Genomic DNA, 26,303 nt, shown 5'->3' with positions numbered 1-26,303 from the left:
TTTATTTGATCAATTCATAAATAGCTTCGGCATAGATTGCTGCAGCTCGGAAGAGATCGTCCAAGGCGATAAATTCATTGGCTTGGTGCATGGTGTCAATTGAGTCTGGGAACATGGCACCGTAGGCAACTCCGCGTTCGAGCAAACGACCAAAGGTTCCACCACCGATAACTTGCTCGTGACCTTTAAGGCCAGTTTGTTTTTCATAGACATTCAACAAGGTTTGCACAAGTGGATCTTCCATTGGCACATAGTGAGGGGTATGCCCGTGCTCAGAAAGGCTAACAGAAGCAACTGACAAGTTTTCAAGGATTGACTTGATTTGCTCTGGGCTTGTTCCTTTTGGATAGCGGATATTAAGGGCAATGGTATTATCAGCACTTGCTTCATCGAAGCGGAAGACACCCGCATTCATAGAAAGGGCACCCATCTTTTCATCCACATGGGCAATCTTGAGATTTTCACCCTCATGGTCGTTCAAAAGAATTTTCCCAGCAATATCAAGATAATCTTTGGCTGGTCCAGCAAAGTCAAACTGGCTGAGGAAGAGGGCAAGGTAAGTTGCACCATTAACACCTGAAGCAGGCATGGCACCATGGGCTGATTTACCAATGATGGTCACCTTGTATTGGCCAGCTTCTTCTTGAATTTCTCCTCTGAGTTTGTGTTCTGCAACAAAGGCATCTAGTTTGGCTTGCAAGTCAGCCAAGTCACCTGAAACAACTGCTGTTGCTGATTCAGGCACCATGTTTTCACGTAAACCACCTGTGAAGCTGTGAAGACGGGCAGCACCTGTATTTTCACCGGCAAAGTGAAGGTATTCTGTGATGTTTCCTTTTTCACCATTGATGATAGGGAATTCAGCATCAGGAGAGAAACCGAAGTCTGGTTTTGCAAGTCCTACGTGCTCAAAATAGTAGTCCATGTCTGCCCAGCCTGATTCTTCGTCCGTTCCAACAATAAAACGAACCTTCTTAGAAGTTGGAAGGCCCAATTCTTTGATGATTTTCAAACCATAGTAACAAGCTGTTGTAGGCCCCTTGTCGTCCGAAGCCCCACGCGCATAAAGGCGACCATCTTTGATAGTTGGTGTGTAAGGGTCTGTGTCCCAACCGCTACCAGCTGGCACCACGTCCATGTGGGCAAAGATTCCGAGAACTTCTTCTCCTTCACCAAACTCAAAATGTCCTGCATAGTTATCAACATTTTTAGTTGGGTAGCCATCACGGTCTGCAATTTCAAGGAATTTCTCCAAAGCTTTTACCGGCCCAGGTCCGAATGGATGCTCAGCATCAACCTTGCTATCATCTCGTTCTGAGTTGATTTCCAAAAGGCTAAACAAGTCAGCCAAGAGGTCTTCTTTGCGTTTTTCTACTTCTGTTGTAAAATCAATTGCTGTCATTTTTTCTTCTTTCTATCTTTTCTCGATGATTTCATCTACTGGCAAGCGGTAACTTGGTTCCAATTTTTCGTCTGTGTATCCCACTGTAATCAAGAGTTCTGGGCGGAAGCGGTCTTCGATTTCCAAAACTTCGTTGACTTTTGATTTGTCAAAACCAAGTTCATAGCAACCAAACCTGCATTGAGGGCTAGGTAGTCGCTGACTTGTTGCTCACTGTAACGCACAAACTCGGCAGGCAAATTTTTCATAAAGTATTGAAGTTGTTCTTCTGAGAAATTGTTAGCACCACCAACTCGGGCAATCTTACGAGCACGTTTAGCCAAATCTGTGTCTGTAAACAAGGCAATAGTTACAGGTGCTGATGATACCTGTTCAAAGTTTGAACCGTAAGCCAACTTTGCCAGTTCAGCATTTTTCTCACGAACCACCACAAATTTCCAAGGCTGGCTGTTGTGGGCACTTGGTGCCAAGGTTGCAATTTCGATAGCCGTACGCACATCTTTGGGATCCACTGGCTTATCAGTGAAATGCTTGGTCGCATGACGTTTTTTATTTAATTCAAGAAATTTCATAATCGATTTCCTTTTCTAATTCTACTGCTTCCATTTTACCATATTTTGAAAGAGCTTGCAGGGATTTTTCATAGGAAAAGTAATAGCAAAAAAACTGCTCTATGCAGTTTGTAGCAATTATTCTAGTTACTCACTATAAAATTAGCAAATGGAATCATACTGAGATAGCTTCTCCGTTGTCACTTCTTCCAACTTTTTCTTTACCTGACCTTTTATAGCCGTATCCATCTGTGATTTTATTTTCCCAATAGCGACTTTTGTCTCCTCCGCACTTTCTCTCACTTTTTCTTTATAATCTGTTTGCAAAGAATTTTTTTCCTTTAGGATTACTGTCGCCATTGTATAGATTCTGTTCCTCTCCATCATACGATACATCTGACGTAAAGCAAATTCATATTCTTCATCTGTATAATATTCATTTAATGGCGCGAGCATATGACCTCCTTAAATCTCCGATTGTCTGTTCTAACTCATCTTGCTTTTTACGATAATCTCTGTTTAACAAATCCTCTTGATACTGCAATTCATCTTCTCTACGCCTGCACGCAAACTGAGAATCCTCCATCAATTGTTGTAAACTCCTATAAAACTGTTCTCCATCTTGGTAACTATATTGTCCTTTTTGAAGAAAAGTAGTCATCTTGCTAGCTTCGTCATCGACGATTCGGGCAAGGCGGTCTCGACGTTCATAGAGTTCATTGCGTTGATTCGTAAAAGTTGCTTTCTGCTTTAGATACTCATCTTCCAAATCATAATACTCTTTTTCTTTTGCTTTTAACTTCTGGAAGACTAAATCCGACTGTTCCATTTTCTAAATTCTCCTGCCAATTCCTTATCTGTAGCTAGTTTATTCTCAATGACTTGGATAATCTGTTGATTAAGGGTATCAAATTCTGTGGCTAGTTTTTCAGCTTTTTGGTTCATTTGCTCAAAATCTTGCTCAACTGAACCGACAATCGTAGCCTGAGTCACACCCGCAGACGCAAAAGTCGATAGGACTTCATCATAACTCAGGTATCGGAAACTACTAAAGTCAAGCTGATTCCATAGTTCTTGTGCTTTTGACACCACCTCCTCTTGAAGGTGCTTGACGTCGTCTGCACCAGCTCGAGCTGCATTAGCCATTCCTTCCCCTAGAGCCATTCCCTGCAAGCTATCCAAGTATATCTCTTCCCTACTTGACAAACCATCTACCGAGAGGTAGCTTTTGATTTTTTGGTAGCGGTACATACCTGCTGTTGCTGCTGCTAGCGCTGTTACTTTGAGATTTGTGACACGTTTTCCATCCAAATCAACTAACTGGCCATTCTCATCAAATCGCCACTGGGACAAGTTATGATATTCTAACTTGTTACCCCAGTTATCTTTTGCAGGGTAGATGTAGGGAAATATAGCTGTTTGAGTCGTATTTCCCGTAATATTGCCAATAACATCATACTTATGACGGTAATTGCGAAATTGTTCTGGATGTTCTTGCATGTACTTGATTTCTTCTTTTGAAATCAAGTTATGAATATCTGGTCCGTTGTACCCAACATTGGCATAACCTCGCTTTAAAGCAACATACATAGCCAGAGACTCTCCAAGCGAATGCCCCGCAGTTGTAATTTTAGCAGAGGGATAAGTTTTTTCAATTTCTTCCGCAAAACTCAGAGCCGTTTGAAATTGAGATTTTCTAAATGTCTTTGTTTTCAAATCCGACAATACCTGTCTATCACCAAATCCTATTGATTGGATATCTGTTTGGATGTCAAGTCGATCATCTTTATTCGTCCCTGCATAGGAAATCACTACATGGCTATAATCCACATTCCCATTTTTATCCACAGGAGCAACCGCCATCGCCTGCATACCGTTGGAGGTGTTGTCTATGGGGTTAGAGATTACTTTAAACCGATCGTTTGCAACTAAATCATCCTTACTATAAGGTCTACTCACCTTTAGAGCATCCACTTTATAAACGTCATCAGCAATATATCTATAATCTTTTTCAGTTATCATTTTACTTTACCATACTTTACATCTATGTCCAAGTCTGATTTACTATCAATCTGTTTTCTCTTCTCTAAAACTTCGCCTGAATTTCTAGATGTTAGTTGGGACATACTAATTTCACCACCTAGATTCCATAATGTGAATCTAACATAGTACTTATCATTAACAAGCGCATCACCACTCCATGTCCCTGTCATATTATCCTTAGAGAAAGATTCGAATTCCACCATGCGAACTCCTTCGTAATGATTAACTAAGTATAACGCCATCCTATCCTGTTCGATTCTCATTTTCTCTTCCAATGTTTTTTCTTTTTGGTGATTCAAACTAAACATTACAATTCCTCCTATAATACAGATTACTAAAGCAATAATACCCCATTTTTTGTGCCTATTCATGAACACACCTCCTTATATTATTCTATAAAGCAACTTGGTCTGAATTACCTTATAGTATAATATAAACAGCTATTTTAATTAACATTGGCATAACCTCGCTTTAAAGCGACATACATAGCCAGAGACTCTCCAAGCGAATGCCCCGCAGTTGTGATTTTAGCAGAGGGATACGTTTTTTCGATTTCTTCTGCAAAACTCAGAGCCGTTTGAAATTGAGATTTTCTAAATGTCTTTGTTTTCGAATCCGACAACATCCGTCTATCACCAAATCCTATTGATTGGATATCTGTTTGGATGTCAAGCAGATCGTCTTTATTCGTCCCTGCATAAGCAATCACCACATGACTATAATCCACATTCCCATTTTTATCCACAGGAGCAACCGCCATCGCCTGCATACCATTGGAAGTGTTGTCAACAGGAGGTGTTATAATTTTAAATTTCCCTTGTGCTACTATTGCCCCTTCTTTTAAAGGAACTTTCACTTTAAGAGAATCTACAGCATAAACATCATCAACAATATATCTAAAATCTCTCTCAGTCGTCATCCTTAGTTTCCCCTAGATAGCTAATTTTTATATTATCAATTGTCTTTGTATAAGGAACATCCGTCTCGTCAACAGACATGTCTTCTAAATAATATCCCGATGTCCGTATAACATCACCAAAAGCATCCTCTGATAGGGATATCGTTGCCACTCCATTGATTACAAGTGTTATTCGCCAGGTTCCTGTTATTTCATTTTTTCTGAATTCTATAAATTCTATAGTTTCAATCGGATTCTGTGTTTTTAATTTTACTCTATTAACTACAAATAGTGCTACCCTATCCTGTTCGATTCTCATTTTCTCTTCCAGCGTTTTTTCTTTTTGTTGATTCAAACTAAACATTACAATTCCTCCTATGATACAGATTACTAAAGTGATGATACTCATTTTGATTCGTTTTTTCATAGTAACTCCTTGTCTATGTCATTCTTTTTAAAGAAAGGTAAGATGAAGTTTTTATAAAATCCCAATGTAGCTACTGATAAAAACAAACAATCAACCACAATAATTGCAACAGATAACCACGGTGATAATGGAATTTTATGTCCTGCTGTATCAGTAATCCTCTCCAAATGAAAGTTTCTAAGAACCAAATAAAGATAATAACTGTTCAATAAACTTGCCACATAACCAATCAAAACCAAGGATTTCAAGTTTGTAAATATCCATATACCTAATAAGGGAAGGATTATTATCAACAAGGGAAGACCCCAGAAAATAAATGTCAAAAAAAGAAACGTTGGACCATTCCACAACCAGAGACAATAAAGAAGACATAGATAAGAAATGACATAGACTATTCCTAATATATTATTGCTTATTTTAACCATAATTTCCTCTCAATCCATCTCCGTTTATTATATCATATCTCATCTCTATACTACTATTAGATTAGATAACTAATTTTTATATTATCAATTGTCTTTGTATAGGGAACATCCGTCTCGTCAACAGACATGTCTTCTAAATAATATCCAGATGTTCGTATAACATCCCCAAAAGCATCCTCTGATAGGGATATTGTTGCCATTCCATTGATTACAAGTGTTATTCGCCAGGTTCCTATTGTTTCATTTTTTCTGAATTCTATAAATTCTATAGTTTCAATCGGATTCTGTGTTTTTAATTTTACTCTATTAACCACAAATAGTGCCATCCTATCCTGTTCGATTCTCATTTTCTCTTCCAACGTTTTTTCTTTTTGGTGATTTAAACTAAACATTACAATTCCTCCTATAATACAGATTACTAAAGCAATAATACCCCATTTTTTGTGCCTATTCATGAACACACCTCCTTATATTATTCTATAAAGCAACTTGGTCTGAATTACCTTATAGTATAGGACCAATAGTCGCTCTGGTCTTGTGCATTGAATTCAAGATTAGCATAGTTCACTCGCGATTTCCTTTTCTAATTCTACTGCTTCCATTCTACCATATTTTGAAAGAGCTTACAGATGTTTTTTATGTTTAAGATTTTTTATTACAGCCATAAAAAATATATATTGGTTCATCAGGAACATTTCTGATAAACTAGCAGATAACTTTACATTTGAATGGAGACATTATGAAAAAATTTAGCCTATTATTAGCCATCTTACCATTTTTGGTTGCCTGTGGAAATCAAGCTACACCTAAAGAAACCAGCTCTCAAAAGACAATCGTCGTTGCTACAGCTGGCGATGTGCCACCATTTGACTACGAAGACAAGGGCAATCTGACAGGCTTCGATATCGAAGTTCTAAAAGCAGTGGATGAAAAACTCAGCGACTACGAGATTCAATTCCAAAGAACTGCCTGGGAGAGTATCTTCCCAGGACTTGATTCTGGTCACTATCAAGCCGCAGCCAATAACTTGAGTTACACAAAAGAGCGTGCTGAAAAATACCTTTACTCACTTCCAATTTCGAATAATCCCCTCGTCCTTGTCAGCAACAAGAAAAATCCTCTGACTTCACTTGACCAAATCGCTGGCAAAACAACTCAAGAGGATACCGGAACTTCAAACGCTCAATTCATCAATAACTGGAATCAGAAACACACTGACAATCCCGCTACTATAGATTTTTCTGGTGAAGATATCGGCAAACGAATCCTAGACCTTGCTAACGGAGAGTTTGATTTTCTAGTTTTTGACAAAGTATCCGTTCAAAAAATTATCAAGGACAGTGGCTTAGATCTATCAGTCGTTGACTTACCTTCTGCCGATAGCCCCAACAACTATATCGTTTTCTCAAGCGACCAAAAGGAGTTTAAAGAGAAATTTGATAAAGCGCTCAAAGAACTCTACCAAGATGGAACCCTTGAAAAACTCAGCAATACCTATCTAGGTGGTTCTTATCTCCCAGATCAATCTCAGTTACAGTAAGATATACTAAAAACGATTGGGCCAGCCAATCGTTTTTAGTTTGCATTGGTTATTTTAGGAAACTTTTACAAAAAATCAAAAAAATTCTTCACATCTTCTACATACCCATGCTTTTCTATTAAGCTTGCTAATAGTTCCAGATTGTGCCCCTGATAGTTGTCTTCTCTTCGTAGCTCTTCATACATTTCGATAAAGGGAAGTCCCTTGGACTTGGCCAATTCTAACTCAGCTTCGTAATCATAAGCAACTTTACGAAATTGGATATTGAGTAATTCCCCATCTTCAACTTCTATCACGGCATACTGAGCACGGTGATTTTTTAACGCCTCCCAATCAAAATAGGGCATGCCAATCGACCCTGGATTGATGATTTGTTGCCCTTGACTGCCGTAGCGAAGCAACTGCTTGTGGACATGACCATAGATTGCCACGTCGGTTTCCTCATCTAGTAGTTGATCAAATTTATCTGTATCATTCCCAACCAGTAGGTCCCCACCATAGTTTTTGTAAGGTAAATTATGAGAGATAGAAAAGCGCAGCCCATCAACTTCTTTCTTTTCCAGCAAAGGCAAGTTTCGTAGCCATACAATCGTTGCAGGATCCATTCGCTCCATCAAAAACTGGGTCATTCGCATTGATTGGATTTCTTGTGGATGTTCCAAACCATATTCACCATCCAAGGCCTCAAGGACACAATCATCCCAATTGCCTCGAACACTGGCTGTGATAGAAAGGTCCTTTAACAGAGCGACCAAGTCATTTGCACCAGGACCGGGAAGAAAAATATCTCCCAGAAGCCAGTATTCACTGACTCCTTGGTTTTTAGCATCTGCAATCACTGCTTCTAGGGCAGTTGTATTGCCATGAATATCTGATAAAATTGCGATTTTATGATTCATTGTGTTCTCCTTCTGTTTGGTAATCTACTTGTTTTTCCGCTACTTGAGCTAATTCCTCTTCTTCCTGCGGGTTCAACTTTATTTGCACAGCCTCTGCTACTGCTCTTGGCACCCCAACTTCGACAATCTCATCCACACTAGCTTCCTTGATTTTAGTCAGAGACTTGAAATGCTTCATGATATTTTGCTTACGTTTAGGCCCCAGCCCTTCAATTCCATCTAGTTGTGATGAAAAGGAATTTTTGGAGCGCAGTTGGCGGTGGAAAGCGATAGCAAAGCGGTGCACCTCATCTTGAATGCGTTGGAGGAGGAAAAATTCCTGAGAATTTCGACATAACTCCACCACCTCAAGCGGATCTCCAAAGAGCAATTCATGGGTTTGGTGCTTATCATTCTTTTGCAGACCTGCAATGGGGATATCCAAACCCAGTTCCTCTTGTATGACTTGTTTGGCGATATTGACTTGACCTTGTCCCCCATCGATGACAATCAAATCTGGAGGAGTCAAACCGTCACGTTGAACTCGACCATAGCGCCTGCGAATGACTTCTCTCATACTCGCATAGTCGTCTGGCCCGACTACGGTCTTGATTTTATACTTACGGTAATCCTTCTTACTAGGTTTTCCGTTGACAAAGACAACCATGGCTGAAACAGGACTGGTCCCCATGATATTAGAGTTATCGAAGGATTCGATGCGGACTGGGGTCGGTATTTGAAGCAAACGACCTAGATTTTCAATAGCTCCTTGTGTCTTTTCGACAGATTTCTCTAGCAGGTTGAATTTCTGCTCTAGGCTAACTCGAGCATTCTTTATAGCCAGATTGACCAGCTGCTTTTTCTCTCCACGCTGGGGCTTGACAATCTTGGTATCCACCAAGACATTGACCGCTTCTTCGTCAATATCCTGCGGAATCAGTACCTCATTGGGAACTAGATGAGATTTTTCTTGATAGAATTGTCCTACATAGGTCAAGAAGTCCTCATCCGGATCGTTGTAATAGGGGAAAAGATTGACATCACGCTCAATGAGCTTGCCTTGACGAACAAAGAAAACCTGAACACACATCCAACCCTTGTCCACATAGTAGCCAAAGACATCCCGATTTTGAAGATCTTTGGCCATAACCCGTTGCTTGGTCCGAAGCGTTCCAATGGCCTGAATCAGGTCACGGTATTCCGCTGCACGCTCAAATTCCATAGTTTGGGCTGCCGCCGCCATCTTACCCTTAAGATCATCGATGATTTTGTCGTCCTGTCCTTTTAAGAAGTCAGAAACTTCCTGAGCCATAGACTTGAAGTAGACCTCATCCTTCTTACAGATAGTGTGGGCCATACACTGGCCGATATGGTAATAAAAACAGACCTTAGACGGCGGATTGGTACACTTACGAAATGGAAAAATCCGATCCAGCAACCGCTTGATTTCATTAGCTGCCCCCACATCTGGATAAGGACCAAAGTAAAGACCGCCGTCCTTCTTGACCTGACGGGTGATAATCAAACGAGGATAGCGCTCATTGGTGATTTTGATGAATGGATAGGACTTATCATCCTTGAGCATGATATTGTATTTAGGCTTATTCTCCTTGATCAGGTTGATTTCTAGGAGAAGCGCCTCAATATTAGACTCCGTAACGATAAATTCAAAATCCACAATTTCAGATACCAGAGCCTCTGTTTTGGTATCATGACTTCCGCGGAAATAAGACCTCACGCGATTACGCAGATTTTTAGCCTTTCCTACATAGATAATCGTACCGTTTTTATCCTTGTGAATGTAGCAACCAGGGCTGGTCGGCAAGAGCTCTAGTTTTGATTTAATCAAGTTATTCATAGTTCCATTATAGCAAAAAAGTAGGGAAAGATAGCCTCCCTACTCATTGGTCTCATATATTTTTCGAAGTCTTTCGACATCCTCTTCCTGGATACCATAAAAAGAACCCGCAGGTTGCATGACAGACTTCTCATCTGTATGGTCCAAGCCAATCGCATGCCCCAACTCATGTTCTGCTGTATGGACAATGCGCTCATAGGAATAGCCATAGTTTGGATTGGACAAATAGTAATGATTCAGGCGCACCGTTACAGACAAGAATTGACCCGTCAAGAGATTGGTCTGACTTTCCGCCTCTCCTGCCACAGGAGTGCCTCCGTCATTCATCTCAGTAGCCAAGATATCCGCCGTGCTGGCCTCAATCACCAGTTCAAACTTAAAAGCACCAGTTTGATTCCAATTCTGGATTGCTTCTACATAAGCCTCTTGAAAGCGTGAATCCATCTGGGGATCTAGGTAAATACGAGCAGAAGCCTGCGGCCACCTTCCTTCAGAGTGTTGGTGGCTATCTGTCTGATTCAACTTAGGCAGTTGCCCTGTTTTTTCCCATTGGTCGATACTTTGTTGACCAATCTTTACTGACCGTTCTGCTTGCTTTAGCGCTCCTTGAAAATCCCCGTTCAGATACCATAGAAGTCCGAAAGCAAGAGCACATAAGAGCACGACTATCCAAACCAGGCGCCAAAACAAGCGCCACACAAAAGAAAAGAAAGCCCCTATCAAACGAAAAATCCAGCGCATGTCTCTCCACCTTTCTAGCAAATAAAGTCTATTTTACTAAAACAAGCTGAAAGAAAACTAAATTATGACAATCTCTCTTCTAATTTGAAATCAATTGGTAGGGTTGCTAAAAACCGTTCCAATTGTTTTTCCCAATAATACCACTCGTGAGTTCCAGCGCTATGGCTATAGGTCACATCAAAGCCCAGTTTTTTGAGATTATTCACTGCTAGATTATTGGTTTCGTACAAGAAATCCTGCTCACCACACCAAGCCCAAAGCTTGGTCTTTTTATCCGATTTTTTAGCCAGACTTTCTAGAGAATAAGGACTAGTTGTCCAATCTTTAATCTCTCCAAAAACACCTCTCCAGTAAGCTGGTGTCCCCAGATTTTGGCTTTCAGGAGAAAAATCTTGAAAGCTGAGAGCACCTGAAAAACTAGCTGCATGAGAAAAACGATTTGTAGCAAGAGCCAGTTTGAAACAGCCGTAACCTCCCATAGAGAGACCAGCGATAAAGGTCTTTTCACGCTTGCTAGTCATATTAGAGAAGAAGCGTTTTAAAACCTCTGGCAATTCCTCTGCTAGAGCTGTGTAATAGTCAAAACCATATTGGGTATCGGTGTACCAACCGTTGCTGGTATTAGGCATGACAACGATGAGATTGGTTCCTCGAAGCAAGCGTTCTACATTGGTCCGCTTGAACCAGCTATTATGGTTGCCAGACATCCCATGCAAGAGGTACAAGACGGGAATATCTTTACAATCTGGTTCTTCCACTCGATTGGCATCGGGGTAAAGAACATTCACTCCCCACTCCATATCCAAAACTTGTGAGTAATACTCGATTTTCATTACTGCCATAATTTTTCCTCTATTTTTCTATAAGAAAAAGCCGAAACTCGACTTCCTCCCTGTTTATTTCAACAATTATTTTGCTTCCATGACTACTGGTAAAATAGCTGGACGACGTTTGGTTTGATCAAAGAGATACTTGGTAAGATTATCACGAACCTTCCCTTTAAGGTCTGCCCAGTCAAAGTCATCTCCTTGAAGATAGTCTTCTACCGTTTGATTAATCAATTCTGAACTTTCACGGAGAATATCGCGACTCTTCTTGAGATAAACAAATCCACGCGTGTGAACACGGGCCTTGGCCACAATTTTCTTCTCACGACGATTAACGGTAATTGCGACGATGAAAATACCGTCCTCTGACAAAACCTTACGGTCACGAAGAACCACATTTCCAACATCACCAATGGCATTCCCGTCAATCAAGACATCCCCTGCTGAAACCGCTCCAGCTGGGACAAAATCTCCATTCTCATAAGCCATGCTTGTTCCCTTTTTAGGGATGAAAATGCGTTCCGGCAACATCCCAACTGCCATAGCAGCCTTAGCATGGGCATCCAACTCGCGGTATTCCCCTTGAATCGGGAAGAGATACTTGGGTTGCAAGAGATTGATCATCAACTGCAAATCACGCGCATTTCCGTGCCCTGACACACGCAAGCTTTGGGTAATCAATTTGACAACACCTCCAGCTTGATAAATCATGTTTTCCACACGCGCCACAACTGCTTCTTTAGCGATAGACGGAGTGGTTACGATATAGACCAAGTCACCGTCCTTGATTTCCACATAACGGTGGCGACCAATCGACATCTTACAAAGACCGTTGATAGGCTCACCCATACGGCCTGTTTCAAGAATAATCAACTCATGGTCTTCAAAACGAGACATATCTTTTGGCTTAATCAAAAGACTCTCGTTAGCTAGAGATAATTTCTTGAGGCGAATAGCAGTGCGGACGATATTTTCAATATCAAATCCTGTCAAAACCACACGACGACCTGTTGCATCCGCAGCGTCAAATACCTGCTGGATACGAGAGAGGTTGCTGGCTACTGCCGCAACAATGATACGACCCTCCCAGTCCGCAATGGTTTGGGTGATTTCATCCCCAACTTCACTTTCGCTAGCCACTTGGATATTACTGTCCGCATTGGCTGAATCGCTAAGAAGAGCTAGAACTCCATCACGACCGATTTCTGCTAAACGAGCGAAGTCTGTCGCATAGGATTCACTAGCTGTCTGGTCAAATTTGAAGTCACCTGTATAAACGATGCTACCTTCAGCTGTCTTCAAGACAACACCCAGACTTTCTGGGATAGAATGGGTCGTACGGAAGAAGGACACCACAGTCCCTCCAAAATCAATCTCCGAATCTTCATCGATAACATGAAAATCATTGAATTTCTTAACTGTGTCATTTCCCTTGACAAAGAGTTTGGCCAACTCAATGGTCAACTCAGAGCCAAATACAGGTACCTTGGCTTCAGCCAAGAGATAAGGCAGAGCACCAATGGCATCCGCATGCCCGTGGGTCAAGAAAACCCCTGCGATACGGTCGCTATTTTCAAAAAGGTAGTCCATGTTTGGAATGACTACATCCACCCCTAGTTGTTCATTTTCAGGGTATTTTAGACCTGCATCCAAAACGAAAATAGATCCATCGATTTCAGCGATATACATATTTTTCCCGTTTTCACGTACACCACCAAGTGTTGTTAAACTGATATTACTCATTTTTCCTCCGAAAGCTTAATTTATCTTGATTATAGGGTTTCTTACCCTTTTATTCTAAAAGCACTACTTTTAGCCGAATCTTTTCCTACCATTATACCATTTTTTTGATGATTTTCAAAATGAAGATTTGTTTTCAAAAAAGAGCTGGTTGCCCAGCTCTTTCCTATGATCTACACTTTTTCCATTAAAAAGTCATAAATTTCTTGCACGGTACCCAACGCCATCATTTCTTGGTCTTTGACGATTTGTTTGAGATTTTGGTAAATTTGACTTTCTCCTATCTCCCGCTTTGGTGCCTCTTTATTCACTGTCATGACACCATCTTTGATCGTCACAAAGCCTAGCTCTTCAAATACTTGAATCATCTTGACCAGCAAGATTTGTTGAATATTAAGATAAGTAGCCAAATCTTTCAGCTTGTAGCGAATATCAAACTCTGGAAACTGGTAGATGGTCTTGTACAATTTTGCAAACTGCTCTCTAGTCCCATACCCTGTCAGATAGTAGGCCTTATCAATGTCATTTTTGAAATAGACAGCAGAGAAATTCTGTTTCTGAAAAATGGTCTTCAACAGAGTAATATCCTCAGGAACGGTTTTTAAGATAACAGCTTCACTATCCGCCAGATTTGGCAGTTCTCCAGCAAAATCCAAGACTGGAACTCCTTCTGGCAAGACTGCATTCTTCCCACGGATGTTAAAGAGTTGAACACCCTCCACACGCGCATCCACCATCATCAACTGCAGGGCAGTTTGGCCACTCCATTGGTTGACAGACAATTTGACTGCCAGCTCTAGATTCTTGGTTTGAGCAAATTCTGTTGCCCATCTACCTTGCCCGAAGGCTACCACTTCAAAACTCGCCTCACCCTTAGAAATTTTCAGTTTGAGATGGGCATTGCCTGCCCCCATGGTACGGGCACTTTCGACCTGAAAATCCTTGATATAAAAGACAGGTTTCTGATTGTCCATGCCAAAAGGTGCCAAACGTTCAAAACTTTTGACCGTTTCCAAGCTAAGTGTCTCCAAATCCAGCTCTTCATCTAAATTTAACTTGTTCTTGCCAGCAGCATCTGCACCTTTTTCACGAACATAATTTTCCAAGACTTGAGATAAATCTGAGAGTTTCTCCACTTCCAGCGTCATCCCAGCTGCACCAGCATGGCCACCAAAGGCGATGAAGAGGTCGCGATAAGGATCCAGAGCCTCAAAAATATCCACTGCTTCCACACTACGAGCACTACCCTTGGCACGACCGTCTTCTATATTGAGAACGATAACTGTCTTCCCTAGTTCTTCCAACAAACGACCAGCCACGATACCCAGAACCCCAGGATTCCAGCCTTCCTTGGCCAAAACCTGGACCTTCTTCTCAGGGTCCACCATGGTCTTAGCTTCTTCATAGATAGACTGGACGATTTCCTTACGCTCTTCGTTTTTCTGATGAATCATGAGAGCAATCTCGTGAGCTTCCTCATCATCAAAGCCAGTTAGCAAATCAATGGCAGGATTGGGATCATCCAAGCGGCCCAAGGCATTCAAACGAGGGGCAATCTGGAAACCCACCGTTTCTTCTGTTACTTCATTGGCAGCAATCCCAGCCATATCCAGCATTTCTTGTAAGCCAATGCGCTGAGTATGCCCCAGCATTTCTAGACCATATTGAACCAAGATACGGTTCTCATCCGTCAAACTAACCATATCTGCAATGGTACCAATAGCGACCAAATCAAGCAATTCCACTTGTACTTCTTCTAAAAGGGCACAAGCCAACTTGAAAGCAACTCCACAACCAGCCAAATATTTGAAAGGATAGTCCGCATCTGGATGTTCAGGGTGAACGATGGCATAAGCATCTGGTAAGGTTTCAGGCATGGAATGGTGGTCAGTCACAATAACATCTACTCCCATAGACTGGGCCAATTCAATAGCCTCATGACCAGCAACTCCATTATCTACTGTCACAATCAAGGAAATTCCTTCTTGCTCGATAAAATATTTGTAAACACTGGCATTAGGTCCATAGCCATCAGTGAAACGATTAGGCAGATAAACTCGGCACTCGGCACCAAGCTGTTCCAAACTTTCCTTAACAATCGAAGCCGAAGTCATACCATCCGCATCATAATCACCGTAAACGAGGATATTTTCCCCTTCTTCAATGGCCTGACGAATCCGTTCCACTGCCTTGTCCATATCATGGAGCAGATAAGGGTCATGCAAGTCCTCCAAGGAAGGTTCTAGAAATTTTTTCAGACTTTCTTGATCCTGAATCCCTCTCTCAAATAATAACCGAGCCACCTCAGGACCCAGCCCAGCCTTCTTGGCTATCTTTGTAAAATCCGCATCTTCTACCTGCGGGGCAAACTGCCATTCATAAGTAGGTGTTATCAAAAAGACATCCACTCTTTCTAAGAATTCTATCGTTTCATTATAACATGATTTAGACTTTTTCTCTATCCAGATTGCTTTTTTATAAAATTTCAGTGAATTTTTTCAGATATGATTTGACAAGACAAATCTTTTGGTGTAGAATCATGTTATAAAATCTAACACAAAGGAGATTCTTTATGGCTTTAGTAGAATTTGAACACGTCGAAAAATATTACGGAGACTACCATGCACTCCGCGACATCAATCTCCGCTTTGAAAAAGGGCAAGTTGTTGTCCTCCTAGGCCCTTCTGGTTCTGGAAAATCCACTCTGATCCGTACCATCAATGGTTTGGAGGCTGTTGATAAAGGAAGTCTTCTAGTAAATGGTCACCAAGTTGCTGGTGCCAGCCAGAAAGATTTGGTACCACTTCGCAAGGAAGTCGGTATGGTTTTCCAGCATTTTAACCTCTATCCGCACAAAACAGTGTTAGAAAACGTAACACTTGCACCTATAAAAGTTCTAGGAATTGATAAAAAAGAAGCTGAAAAAACAGCCCAAAAATATCTGGAATTTGTAAATATGTGGGACAAGAAAGATTCTTATCCAGCTATGCTGTCAGGTGGACAAAAACAACGAATCGCCATTGCACGTGGCCTCGCTATGCATCCTGAACTCCTCCTCTTTGATGAACCAACATCTGCCCTTGACCCTGAAACCATCGGTGATGTTCTGGCAGTTATGCAAAAATTAGCCCACGAGGGTATGAATATGATTATCGTGACTCATGAAATGGGCTTTGCCCGTGAAGTTGCGGACCGCATCATCTTTATGGCTGACGGAGAGGTTTTAGTAGATACGACAGATGTTGATGACTTTTTCGACAATCCAAGCGAACCTCGTGCTCAACAATTCCTCAGCAAAATCATCAACCACGAAAGTGACAAAGTCAAATAAGGAGGCGCCTATGAAAAAGAAATTCTTTTTATCCGCATTATTGATTAGCCTTTTCGGCCTTGCTGCTACAAAACCAGTTCAGGCTGATACTAGTGTCGCAGACATTCAAAAGAGAGGCGAGCTAGTTGTTGGTGTGAAACAAGACGTTCCCAATTTCGGTTACAAGGATCCCAAGACAGGGACCTATTCTGGTATCGAAACCGACTTGGCCAAGATGGTAGCAGATGAACTCAAGGTCAAGGTTCGATATGTACCTGTTACCGCTCAAACCCGTGGACCCCTCCTAGACAATGAACAGGTCGATATGGATATCGCAACCTTCACCATCACAGACGAACGCAAAAAACTCTACAACTTTACCAGTCCCTACTACACAGATGCTTCTGGTTTTTTGGTCAATAAGTCTGCCAAAATCAAAAGCATTGAGGATCTAAACGGAAAAACCATCGGTGTTGCCCAAGGTTCCATCACCCAACGCCTGATTACCGAACTGGGTAAAAAGAAAGGTCTGAAGTTTAAATTCGTCGAACTTGGTTCTTATCCAGAATTGATTACTTCCCTTCATGCTCACCGTATTGATGCCTTTTCCGTTGACCGCTCTATCCTATCTGGCTACATCAGCAAACGCACAGTACTACTAAATGATAGTTTCAAGCCATCTGACTACGGTATCGTTACCAAGAAATCAAATACCGAGCTCAACGACTATCTTGATAACTTGGTTACTAAATGGAGCAAGGATGGTAGTTTGCAGAAACTTTATGACCGTTACAAGCTCAAACCATCCAGCCATACAGCAGATTAAGGAGGACACCCCATGACAGATTTATCATCTTGGACAGCCTATTTTCAGGATTTTGGACAATTTTTCAATGGTTTCCTCTTCACCCTTGCCCTAGCGATCGGATCCTTTATCCTCGCTATGGTCTTGGGCATCTTCTTTGGAGCCATGTCAACCAGCAAACGTCCAATTTTGCGAATCTTAGCTCGCATATTTGTGGAATTTTACCAAAACACTCCCCTCTTGGTGCAGTTTGTTATCGTTTTTTATGGCCTACCTCTTATCAGTGATCATATCATCATGATTCCAATTTATTGGACAGCTGTACTCTGTGTAGGTCTCTATCACGGCGCCTATATCGCTGAGGTTATTCGCTCAGGTATTCAGTCTATTCCTAGCGGTCAGATGGAGGCCGCCTTGTCGCAAGGTTTTACCTATATCAGTGCTATGCGTTTGATTATCTTGCCTCAGGCTTTCCGTATCATTCTCCCACCTTTGACCAACCAAATCGTCAACCTCATCAAGAACACCTCTACAGTCGCTATCATCTCTGGAGTGGACTTGATGTTTGTGACCAAGTCTTGGTCAGCACTTAACGGAAACTACATTCCAGCATTTTTAGGCGCTGCCCTTCTCTACTTTTCTCTATGCTTCCCTGTTGCCCAGTTTGGTCGCAAGATGGAGCAAGCCAACAAAAAAGCCTATTCACTCTAGGAGGTTACTATGGAATCCATTTTAGAAGTTTTGACCCCAGATAATCTAGTCTTTATCTTTAAAGGATTTGGCTTGACCCTCTATATTTCTCTGATTGCAATCGTCCTCGCTACACTTATTGGGACAGTGCTAGCGGTCATGAGAAATGGCAAAAATCCTATCTTACGTATTATCTCCAGCATTTACATCGAGTTTGTGCGTAACGTTCCCAACCTCCTCTGGATTTTCACCATCTTTTTGGTTTTCAAGATGAAATCCACACCAGCAGGAATCACTGCCTTTACCCTCTTTACATCAGCAGCCTTGGCTGAGATTATCCGAGGTGGTCTCAATGCCGTAGACAAGGGACAGTACGAAGCAGGAATGTCACAAGGATTTACTTCTGCACAAATCCTCTACCACATCATTCTCCCACAAGCCATTCGTAAAATGCTGCCAGCCATCATTTCTCAGTTTGTAACCGTAATTAAGGATACCAGTCTCCTCTACTCTGTTATCGCCCTACAAGAGCTCTTTGGAGCCAGCCAAATTCTCATGGGCCGTTATTTTGAACCAGAGCAGGTCTTCAGTCTGTATATCCTGATTGCCCTCATCTACTTCAGCTTTAACCTAGCCATTTCTAGCCTGTCTCATATGCTAGCAAAACGTTGGCAACAAGCTGCAGAATAAACAACCACTCTCCAGTTCAATTGGAGAGTTTTTTGATGATAGTAGATATTTATAGACCTCAATTTGACACCATACTTTTTCTATGATAAAATGTAACAAATTCATTTACAACAAATCAAAATCTAAATGAAATGGAATTTTCTATGAAATCACTCAAAGGACTACTCTTTATCATAGCTAGTTTCGTCTTGACTATTTTGACTTGGATGAGCACTTCTCCCCAATTCATGATTCCAGGACTAGCTTTAACAAGCCTATCTCTGACTTTTATCCTAGCCACTCGTCTCCCCCTACTAGAAAGCTGGTTTCACGGTTTGGAGAGAGTCTATACTGTCCACAAATTCACAGCCTTTTTCTCCGTTATCCTACTAATCTTTCATAACTTCAGTATGGGCGGTTTGTGGGGCTCTCGCTTAGCTGCTCAGTTTGGCAATCTTGCCATCTATATCTTTGTCAGTATCATCCTTGTCGCCTATTTAGGCAAATACATCCAATACGAAGCCTGGCGATGGCTCCACCGTCTGGTTTACCTAGCCTATATTTTCGGACTCTTTCACGTCTACATGATGATGGGCAATCGTCTTATCACATTTAATCTTCTAAGTTTTCTTGTTGGTAGCTATGCCCTTTTAGGCTTGCTAGCTGGTTTTTATATCATTTTTCTATATCAAAAGATTGGCTTCCCCTATCTAGGGAAAATTACCAATCTCAAACGCTTAAATCACGATACTATAGAAATTCAAATCCATCTTAGCAGAACTTTCAATTATCAAGCAGGACAATTTGCCTTTCTAAAGATTTTCAAAGAAGGCTTTGAAAGTGCTCCGCATCCCTTTTCTATCTCAGGAGGTCATGGTCAAACTCTTTACTTTACTGTTAAAAATTCAGGTGACCATACCAAGAATATCTATGACAATCTTCAAGTCGGCAGCAAAGTAAGCGTAGACAGAGCTTACGGACACATGATCATAGAAGAAGGACGAGAAAATCAGGTTTGGATTGCTGGAGGTATTGGGATTACCCCCTTCATCTCTTACATCCGTGAATATCCTATTTTAGATAAACAGGTTCACTTCTACTATAGCTTCCGTGGAGAGGAAAATGCCGTTTATATAGATTTGCTCCGTGACTATGCTCAGAAAAATCCTAATTTTGAACTCCATCTAGTAGACAGTAGGAAAGACGACTATCTTAATTTTGAGCAAGAAGAAGTGCCCAAACATGCAAGCATCTATATGTGTGGTCCTCTCTCTATGATGAAATCACTTGCCAAACAGATTAAGAAACAAAATCCAAAAGCAGAGCTTATTTACGAAGGATTCAAGTTTAAATAACCACTCATACTCTCCTGGAAATTCCCAGGAGTTTTTTCTGTCCAAACACTCAAAAAAACACTGCCAGATTTCTCTAGCAGTGTTTTGACATTTCATTTGCAGGCATCTATCCCTCTTAATCCTTCATCTGACTCTCTGCATCGGCCACGACTTGCTCTAAACTGGTCTGACCAAGTTCAGTCTCCATAGCCAACTGGATTCTCTCTAATTTTTGATCCAAAACATCATGAATACGAGCTCCAACTGGGCAATTTGGATTTGGATTGTCATGGAAACTGAAGAGTTGACCTGTCTTACCAAGACACTCGACCGCTTGATAAACATCTAAAAGACTAATGTCTTTGAGGTCCTTGACAATCTCTGTTCCCCCTGTTCCACGCGCTACTGAAATCAGCTCTGCCTTCTTCAACTGGGACAAGGTCTTTCTGATAATGACTGGATTGACCCCGACACTAGCAGCCAGAAAATCACTGGTCACCTTGCTTTCTTTCCCCTTGAGGGCAATGATTATCAGCATATGAGTCGCAATGGTAAATCTACTTGGAATTTGCATCCTCTTCTCCTTTTTACGAGGCTACCCTGCCTCTACTCTTCTTTTTCTATTATTATACCCTTTTTAGTTGTAATGTCAATCATTACCACCTTTTAACCAGGTATCTAATTCCCTATCATAGCCCTCTTTCTGGGCCAGTTCTCTCAAAAATTCCTGATTGTGAGTATGGTGGATACCATTGACCAGACTTTCATAATAAACCTCAAAATAGGGAAGTTTCAAGTCTTTAGCCAGCTGCAATTCAGCTACGACATCGTAGTCTACCCGTCGGAAGTCCATATCTACCAAGCCCTTGTCATCAAACTCTAAAATCATATACTGGGCCCGCAAGTCCTTCCGCAACTGAGCATCTAGAAAGAAAGGTTGCCCAATCGAACCTGGATTGACAATCAATTGCCCACCAGTACCATAACGAAGCAACTGCTGGTGAATATGACCATAAACAGCAATATCGCAAGTCGGATTGGTCACCAAGCGGTCAAAATCCTCTTGCGCTCCAGTATGAATCAACTCTCGCCCCCAATTCTTATCAGGAAGATGGTGGCTAATTCCTACCGTCAAATCCCCAAACTGACGATGAATCTGGAGAGGCTGATTGTGGAGCAGTTCAATTTCTTCTAGGGAAATTTCCTCTAAAACATACTGGCACAGGCGCAAGAGATAACGTTGACTGGGACGAGTACTATCCAATTCCTTGCGGACACCATGCCAAAGACTGTCTTCCCAGTTTCCCAAAACTCTAGCCGTAATCAGTAGTTGATCCAACAAGTCCAAAATCCTTCTACGCCCTGTCCCTGGCATGAGAATATCTCCCAAAAGCCAGTATTCATCCACTCCTAGCTGTCGAGCATCTGCCAAGACAGCCTCCAAGGCAGTGGTATTTCCATGAATATCTGAAAGAAGAGCTATTTTTGTCATTCTTTCTCCTCATTTCCTCTTATATATCTTTTTAATATTATAACAAAAAATACTGTATAAGAGTGACCTTTAACCCACTCTTATTAGAGCCAGAACACTACTTTTATCAAAGTAAAGTCCCATCAAAAAGATGATTTCACATTACTCCTAACAAAGCATAGCAAGCACTCCTTCCAAGCACTCCTTCAATGAAGAAAATTCAAAAAAATCTACAAATATCTTGAAAAATCTCACAATCATGCTATAATAATCCATAGAGACAAGTCACTTAGTTCCTTTCTACTAGAGAGTGCGTGGTTGCTGGAAACGCATAGGAAGCCTAAACTGATACTACTCTTGAGTTTTTATGAAAACATAAAACGGTGGCCACGTTAGAGCCAATCAGAGGTGTCCCTCTTTTTTGAGGAACATAAATGAAGGTGGAACCACGTTGCGACGTCCTTTCGAGGATGTCGCTTTTTGTTTTTCTAGCTTTCACAATCCTCTGTCCCTGTTTTTAGAATAGGGTTAACACATTCGTCAATAATATAAGTAAGGAGAACATCATGATTAACATTACTTTCCCAGATGGCGCTGTTCGTGAATTCGAATCTGGCGTTACAACTTTTGAAATTGCCCAATCTATCAGCAATTCCCTAGCTAAAAAAGCCTTGGCTGGTAAATTCAACGGCAAACTCATCGACACTACTCGTGCCATCACTGAAGATGGAAACATCGAAATTGTGACACCTGATCACGAAGATGCCCTTCCAATCTTGCGTCACTCAGCTGCTCACTTGTTTGCCCAAGCCGCTCGTCGCCTTTTCCCAGACATTCACTTGGGAGTTGGTCCAGCCATCGAAGACGGCTTCTACTACGATACTGACAACACTGCTGGTCAAATTTCTAACGAAGACCTTCCTCGTATCGAAGAAGAAATGCAAAAAATCGTCAAAGAAAACTTCCCATCAATTCGTGAAGAAGTGACTAAAAACGAGGCACGTGAAATCTTCAAGAACGACCCTTACAAATTAGAATTGATTGAAGAACACTCTGAAGACGAAGGTGGTTTGACTATCTATCGTCAAGGTGAGTATGTAGACCTCTGCCGTGGCCCTCACGTCCCATCAACAGGCCGTATCCAAATCTTCCACCTTCTCCATGTAGCAGGTGCTTACTGGCGTGGAAATAGCGACAACGCTATGATGCAACGTATCTATGGTACAGCTTGGTTTGACAAGAAAGACTTGAAAAACTACCTTCAAATGCGTAAAGAAGCTAAGGAACGTGACCACCGTAAACTTGGTAAAGAGCTTGATCTCTTCATGATTTCTCAAGAGGTTGGTCAAGGTTTGCCATTCTGGTTGCCAAATGGTGCGACTATTCGTCGTGAATTGGAACGCTACATCGTAGACAAAGAGCTAGCTTCAGGCTACCAACACGTCTACACTCCACCACTTGCTTCTGTTGAACTTTACAAGACTTCTGGTCACTGGGATCATTACCAAGAAGACATGTTCCCAACTATGGACATGGGGGACGGGGAAGAATTTGTCCTTCGTCCAATGAACTGCCCGCACCACATCCAAGTCTTCAAACACCATGTTCACTCTTACCGTGAGTTGCCAATCCGTATCGCTGAAATCGGTATGATGCACCGCTACGAAAAATCTGGTGCCCTCACTGGTCTTCAACGTGTACGTGAAATGTCTCTTAACGACGGTCACCTCTTTGTAACTCCAGAACAAATCCAAGAAGAATTCCAACGTGCTCTTCAGTTGATTATCGATGTTTATGAAGACTTCAACTTGAATGAATACCGCTTCCGCCTCTCTCTTCGTGACCCTCAAGATACTCACAAGTACTTTGACAACGATGAGATGTGGGAAAATGCCCAAACCATGCTTCGCGCAGCCCTTGATGAAATGGGTGTGGACTACTTTGAAGCCGAAGGTGAAGCAGCCTTCTACGGACCAAAATTGGATATTCAAGTTAAGACTGCCCTTGGTAAAGAAGAAACTCTTTCTACTATCCAGCTTGACTTCTTGCTTCCAGAACGCTTCGACCTTAAATACATCGGAGCTGATGGCGAAGAGCACCGTCCAGTTATGATCCACCGTGGAGTTATCTCAACTATGGAACGCTTCACAGCTATCTTGATTGAGAACTACAAGGGTGCCTTCCCAACATGGCTTGCACCACACCAAGTAACCCTCATCCCAGTTTCTAACGAAAAACACGTGGACTACGCTTGGGAAGTGGCGAAGAAACTCCGTGACCGCGGTGTCCGTGCAGACGTAGATGAGCGCAATGAAAAAATGCAGTTCAAGATCCGTGCATCACAAACAAGTAAGATTCCTTACCAATTGATTGTTGGGGACAAGGAAATGGAAGACGGGACTGTCAACGTTCGCCGCTATGGCCAAAAAGAAACACAAACTGTCTCAGTCGATGACTTTGTTCAAGCTATCCTAGCTGATATCGCCAACAAATCACGCGTTGAGAAATAAGAGATAAAACCTGGGATAAAATCCTAGCTACCTAAAAAGCAACAACTATTTCAGCTGTTGCTTTTTATATTTTATTTAATCTTAGCTAGTAGTGATTGGTAAAACAACAACAAATGATATCCTCCCAAGATTTGCTTTCATGAGTTGGATAAGGTCAATATCCTCAATCCTTGTCTGCTTCATTTTCTTTTACGAGATCTTTTTGTGAATCCTTTTCAGAGAGTTTTTGATCGATATACTTGTTAATGGTTTCATAAAATTCCTTGGTCGTATTACTGTCTAATTTTGTCGAATTATGAACTTGATTGACTTTCAATTGAACAGATTGAATACCGTAAGAGGCTTGTTTTTGGTGGAGCGTTTCTAATTCTTCTTCTGAAATCGGATCTCCAACAACCGTCAAGACCAATTCATTGTTCCTTGACTTGTAGACTTGATTAATGACCGTATGATTGGCGAACTCTTTTCCTACAAACTGTTTGATTCCTTCTTTTCGCGCTTGATCTATCGTCAGAGTGACTGCTGAATAACTAGCTGGAAGAATCAATAATACAATCAAGGAGATCAAGCCAATTCTCATTTTAATATTTAGCTCTTTAAATGAACTTAAGGGAGATTTTCTCATCAAAATTCTTGTTCCAATAATGTTGGCTAGCATGATAAAGACACAGTTGATCAAGAAAAGATAGAGAGCCCCAAATAAAAATCGTACATTTCCGTTAGCTAAACCATATCCTGCAGTACAGATAGGTGGCATCAGAGCTGTTGCAATGGCTACTCCTGGCACGATATTGTTTGCTTCTTTTTTCCTTGACCCAATTACACCTGCTATCCCACCAGCAATAGCAATGAGAACATCCCAAATGGTTGGAGAGGTTCGTGCAATCAACTCGCTACTTGCATAAGATAAGGGGGAAATCCAGAAATACAAAGTCGAGACAAGCAAACTGACCAATATTTGAGTAAATAAAACCTCTAAAGATTGCTTGATTAAACGCGTATCAAAAATAGCTAAACCAAATCCGAGTCCAACAATCGATGTCATAAGAGGGGAAATCAGCATGGCTCCAATAATGACAGCTGTTGAATTCATATTTAAACCTATAGAGGCAATAAAAATCGCACACATCAAAATCACTGTATCTCTTAATCGAACATGAAGATCATCATATAATTTCTCACGGTATTCCCGTGTTGAATAATTGGCAGTCATTTGTCCTCTCCTCTTTCCTTATTTAAATCGGTATAATAATTAATAATAACAGCTGATAAACAGCCAAAAAATATGAGCCCATAAATCGTCAAGAAGACACTGGTAATCCTTCCAATCAAGGTCACAGCTAGGAGATCCCCGTAGCCGACAGTCGTCGAAGTCACAAAAGCATACCAAAGACCGTCTCCGTAATTTGTGATAGCAGGTTCAACTAGGAAAAGCACGCCTCCTGACCCAAAAACAAAGGTCACAAAACTCAGAGCAAACCGAGTAAAACCCGTAACCTGTATAATATGCCATAACATTTTTAAACGTCTCATTTGTTCTCCTTATTCATACTAGCTCCTGACCGAGCCGTTTTTTCCAATAATCAAAGTGAAGATAGGACATGATCTCCATCAGAGAAAGATAGACAAACTGATAGATCTGATTTAAGCTGATTATCAACTGATATTGTTTGAAAAATGACTGGAAGAAAGACCAGATATGACTGTCTTGAATCAGTCCCTTCTTAACATCAGACAGGATATTAGCTAAAGCTCCCAAGGACTGAAACGGTAAATCCTTGACATTTATATAGATCCGGTCCACCACATCATTCAGACTGGTATCTTGGATGGCATGAAATTCTCCAAAGAGAACTCCTGCCGCTCCAAGAGTAGAAACAAATTCCACCAAATAATTTCTGAGGAAATTTTCTCAACCTTTTCCCATAATGTGTTTAGTGCCATCCATAACGATCCCAACCAGAAAAAGGAAAGAAAACAAGCAAAGAAATTTTGCCGTAAATCCCAAAAAGCTTCAAGACTTGGTGTTGTTGGTTTTTCTAACTCTAAAATCAAGATGGTCATAATAATTGCTAGAACAGCATCTGTCAATACAATTAATCTGTCTTTCTTCATCGGATTGCATCCCCTTTCTTTTTTGTAACATTCTATCTTATCGCATAATATTGGATATTCTTTCATAAT

27 protein-coding genes and 2 pseudogenes are annotated in these 26,303 nt (G+C 41.3%); 8 read left to right on the top strand and 21 right to left on the bottom strand.

Annotation, left to right across the window (positions count from 1 at the left end):
- Position 1: 1 nt before the first annotated feature.
- From pepV to D8845_RS03715, 9 genes and pseudogenes are all read right to left on the bottom strand, one after another.
- The gene (pepV, locus tag D8845_RS03760; RefSeq protein WP_125452526.1) at positions 2 to 1,402 is read right to left on the bottom strand and encodes a dipeptidase PepV; all 1,401 of its coding nucleotides are present in this window, start codon (positions 1,400 to 1,402) and stop codon (positions 2 to 4) included.
- A gap of 12 nt (positions 1,403 to 1,414) precedes the next feature.
- A pseudogene (locus tag D8845_RS03755) lies at positions 1,415 to 1,974 on the bottom strand (nitroreductase family protein).
- 141 nt (positions 1,975 to 2,115) lie between these two features.
- Entirely contained in the window at positions 2,116 to 2,409 is a 294-nt protein-coding gene (locus D8845_RS03750; RefSeq protein WP_004269862.1) for a hypothetical protein, read from the bottom strand.
- On the bottom strand, positions 2,390 to 2,782 hold the full coding sequence (locus D8845_RS03745; RefSeq protein WP_125452525.1) for a hypothetical protein: 393 nt from the start codon (positions 2,780 to 2,782) through the stop codon (positions 2,390 to 2,392). The genes D8845_RS03750 and D8845_RS03745 overlap by 20 nt, the downstream gene beginning before the upstream one ends.
- Positions 2,764 to 3,975, bottom strand: coding sequence for a triacylglycerol lipase (locus D8845_RS03740; protein ID WP_125452524.1), 1,212 nt, complete (start codon positions 3,973 to 3,975; stop codon positions 2,764 to 2,766). Before D8845_RS03740 ends, D8845_RS03745 begins: the two co-directional genes overlap by 19 nt.
- Positions 3,972 to 4,367 (bottom strand): hypothetical protein, encoded by a 396-nt coding sequence (locus D8845_RS03735; RefSeq protein ID WP_125452523.1) that lies wholly within the window; start codon positions 4,365 to 4,367, stop codon positions 3,972 to 3,974. The genes D8845_RS03740 and D8845_RS03735 overlap by 4 nt, the downstream gene beginning before the upstream one ends.
- A 74-nt stretch (positions 4,368 to 4,441) precedes the next feature.
- Entirely contained in the window at positions 4,442 to 4,915 is a 474-nt protein-coding gene (locus tag D8845_RS03730; RefSeq protein ID WP_125452522.1) for a hypothetical protein, read from the bottom strand.
- On the bottom strand, positions 4,905 to 5,321 hold the full coding sequence (locus D8845_RS03725; protein ID WP_125452521.1) for a hypothetical protein: 417 nt from the start codon (positions 5,319 to 5,321) through the stop codon (positions 4,905 to 4,907). Before D8845_RS03725 ends, D8845_RS03730 begins: the two co-directional genes overlap by 11 nt.
- Before the next feature lie 481 nt (positions 5,322 to 5,802).
- Positions 5,803 to 6,201 (bottom strand): hypothetical protein, encoded by a 399-nt coding sequence (locus D8845_RS03715; protein ID WP_125452520.1) that lies wholly within the window; start codon positions 6,199 to 6,201, stop codon positions 5,803 to 5,805.
- Positions 6,202 to 6,485: 284 nt separating this feature from the next.
- On the opposite strand from D8845_RS03715, the gene D8845_RS03710 reads away from it, so the two are divergent.
- Positions 6,486 to 7,286: an amino acid ABC transporter substrate-binding protein gene (locus D8845_RS03710; RefSeq protein ID WP_125452519.1), complete on the top strand. Its 801-nt coding sequence runs from the start codon at positions 6,486 to 6,488 to the stop codon at positions 7,284 to 7,286.
- A gap of 65 nt (positions 7,287 to 7,351) precedes the next feature.
- Here D8845_RS03710 and D8845_RS03705 read toward each other — a convergent pair whose 3' ends face one another.
- From D8845_RS03705 to recJ, 6 genes are all read right to left on the bottom strand, one after another.
- Positions 7,352 to 8,185, bottom strand: coding sequence for a metallophosphoesterase family protein (locus D8845_RS03705; protein WP_125452518.1), 834 nt, complete (start codon positions 8,183 to 8,185; stop codon positions 7,352 to 7,354).
- Positions 8,175 to 10,022: an excinuclease ABC subunit UvrC gene (gene uvrC, locus D8845_RS03700; protein WP_125452517.1), complete on the bottom strand. Its 1,848-nt coding sequence runs from the start codon at positions 10,020 to 10,022 to the stop codon at positions 8,175 to 8,177. The genes D8845_RS03705 and uvrC overlap by 11 nt, the downstream gene beginning before the upstream one ends.
- A gap of 39 nt (positions 10,023 to 10,061) precedes the next feature.
- Positions 10,062 to 10,763: a M57 family metalloprotease gene (locus tag D8845_RS03695; RefSeq protein WP_125452516.1), complete on the bottom strand. Its 702-nt coding sequence runs from the start codon at positions 10,761 to 10,763 to the stop codon at positions 10,062 to 10,064.
- Between the two features lie 62 nt (positions 10,764 to 10,825).
- A complete protein-coding gene (locus D8845_RS03690) occupies positions 10,826 to 11,605 on the bottom strand; it encodes an alpha/beta hydrolase (RefSeq protein WP_125452515.1) in 780 nt (259 codons plus the stop codon).
- A gap of 66 nt (positions 11,606 to 11,671) precedes the next feature.
- Positions 11,672 to 13,333: a ribonuclease J gene (locus D8845_RS03685; protein ID WP_125452514.1), complete on the bottom strand. Its 1,662-nt coding sequence runs from the start codon at positions 13,331 to 13,333 to the stop codon at positions 11,672 to 11,674.
- A 170-nt stretch (positions 13,334 to 13,503) separates the two neighbouring features.
- Positions 13,504 to 15,726, bottom strand: a complete 2,223-nt coding sequence (recJ, locus tag D8845_RS03680) for a single-stranded-DNA-specific exonuclease RecJ (RefSeq protein ID WP_185757368.1) — start codon at positions 15,724 to 15,726, stop codon at positions 13,504 to 13,506.
- Positions 15,727 to 15,902: 176 nt separating this feature from the next.
- Here recJ and D8845_RS03675 point away from each other — a divergent pair, with 176 nt between their 5' ends.
- The 5 genes from D8845_RS03675 (at position 15,903) to D8845_RS03655 (ending at position 20,159) form a co-directional block, all read left to right on the top strand.
- Positions 15,903 to 16,661 (top strand): amino acid ABC transporter ATP-binding protein, encoded by a 759-nt coding sequence (locus D8845_RS03675; RefSeq protein ID WP_125452512.1) that lies wholly within the window; start codon positions 15,903 to 15,905, stop codon positions 16,659 to 16,661.
- A gap of 10 nt (positions 16,662 to 16,671) precedes the next feature.
- A complete protein-coding gene (locus D8845_RS03670; RefSeq protein ID WP_125452511.1) occupies positions 16,672 to 17,466 on the top strand; it encodes a transporter substrate-binding domain-containing protein in 795 nt (264 codons plus the stop codon).
- Between the two features lie 12 nt (positions 17,467 to 17,478).
- On the top strand, positions 17,479 to 18,156 hold the full coding sequence (locus tag D8845_RS03665; RefSeq protein ID WP_000131137.1) for an amino acid ABC transporter permease: 678 nt from the start codon (positions 17,479 to 17,481) through the stop codon (positions 18,154 to 18,156).
- Positions 18,157 to 18,165: 9 nt separating this feature from the next.
- A complete protein-coding gene (locus D8845_RS03660) occupies positions 18,166 to 18,825 on the top strand; it encodes an amino acid ABC transporter permease (RefSeq protein ID WP_000443882.1) in 660 nt (219 codons plus the stop codon).
- A 143-nt stretch (positions 18,826 to 18,968) separates the two neighbouring features.
- Positions 18,969 to 20,159 carry a ferric reductase-like transmembrane domain-containing protein gene (locus D8845_RS03655; protein ID WP_185757366.1) on the top strand — a complete coding sequence of 397 codons (1,191 nt, stop codon included), beginning with the start codon at positions 18,969 to 18,971 and terminating at the stop codon, positions 20,157 to 20,159.
- Positions 20,160 to 20,274: 115 nt separating this feature from the next.
- Here D8845_RS03655 and D8845_RS03650 read toward each other — a convergent pair whose 3' ends face one another.
- Complete coding sequence (locus D8845_RS03650) at positions 20,275 to 20,712, bottom strand: Rrf2 family transcriptional regulator (RefSeq protein ID WP_094753429.1); 438 nt, start codon at positions 20,710 to 20,712, stop codon at positions 20,275 to 20,277.
- A 75-nt stretch (positions 20,713 to 20,787) separates the two neighbouring features.
- Positions 20,788 to 21,630, bottom strand: coding sequence for a metallophosphoesterase family protein (locus tag D8845_RS03645; protein WP_125452509.1), 843 nt, complete (start codon positions 21,628 to 21,630; stop codon positions 20,788 to 20,790).
- Positions 21,631 to 21,954: 324 nt separating this feature from the next.
- On the opposite strand from D8845_RS03645, the pseudogene D8845_RS10595 reads away from it, so the two are divergent.
- Positions 21,955 to 22,135 (top strand): annotated as a pseudogene (locus D8845_RS10595) (hypothetical protein).
- Positions 22,136 to 22,175: 40 nt separating this feature from the next.
- Positions 22,176 to 24,119, top strand: coding sequence for a threonine--tRNA ligase (thrS, locus tag D8845_RS03635; RefSeq protein ID WP_049502404.1), 1,944 nt, complete (start codon positions 22,176 to 22,178; stop codon positions 24,117 to 24,119).
- A 163-nt stretch (positions 24,120 to 24,282) separates the two neighbouring features.
- Here thrS and D8845_RS03630 read toward each other — a convergent pair whose 3' ends face one another.
- Genes D8845_RS03630 through D8845_RS03615 form a run of 4 tightly spaced genes read right to left on the bottom strand, consistent with a single transcriptional unit; the run spans position 24,283 to position 26,234 of the window.
- The gene (locus tag D8845_RS03630; protein ID WP_084928276.1) at positions 24,283 to 25,332 is read right to left on the bottom strand and encodes a DUF389 domain-containing protein; all 1,050 of its coding nucleotides are present in this window, start codon (positions 25,330 to 25,332) and stop codon (positions 24,283 to 24,285) included.
- Entirely contained in the window at positions 25,329 to 25,652 is a 324-nt protein-coding gene (locus D8845_RS03625; RefSeq protein ID WP_001253404.1) for a potassium channel family protein, read from the bottom strand. Before D8845_RS03625 ends, D8845_RS03630 begins: the two co-directional genes overlap by 4 nt.
- 13 nt (positions 25,653 to 25,665) lie before the next feature.
- Positions 25,666 to 26,007, bottom strand: a complete 342-nt coding sequence (locus tag D8845_RS03620; RefSeq protein WP_000397556.1) for a hypothetical protein — start codon at positions 26,005 to 26,007, stop codon at positions 25,666 to 25,668.
- Positions 25,932 to 26,234, bottom strand: coding sequence for a TMEM175 family protein (locus tag D8845_RS03615; RefSeq protein WP_004240734.1), 303 nt, complete (start codon positions 26,232 to 26,234; stop codon positions 25,932 to 25,934). Before D8845_RS03615 ends, D8845_RS03620 begins: the two co-directional genes overlap by 76 nt.
- Positions 26,235 to 26,303 lie beyond the last annotated feature (69 nt).

This window comes from Streptococcus mitis (assembly GCF_003942865.1).
Classification (GTDB): domain Bacteria; phylum Bacillota; class Bacilli; order Lactobacillales; family Streptococcaceae; genus Streptococcus; species Streptococcus mitis_BI.
The sequence above is the reverse complement of the archived record's forward strand: the minus strand, read 5'-3'. Positions and strand labels throughout refer to the sequence as shown.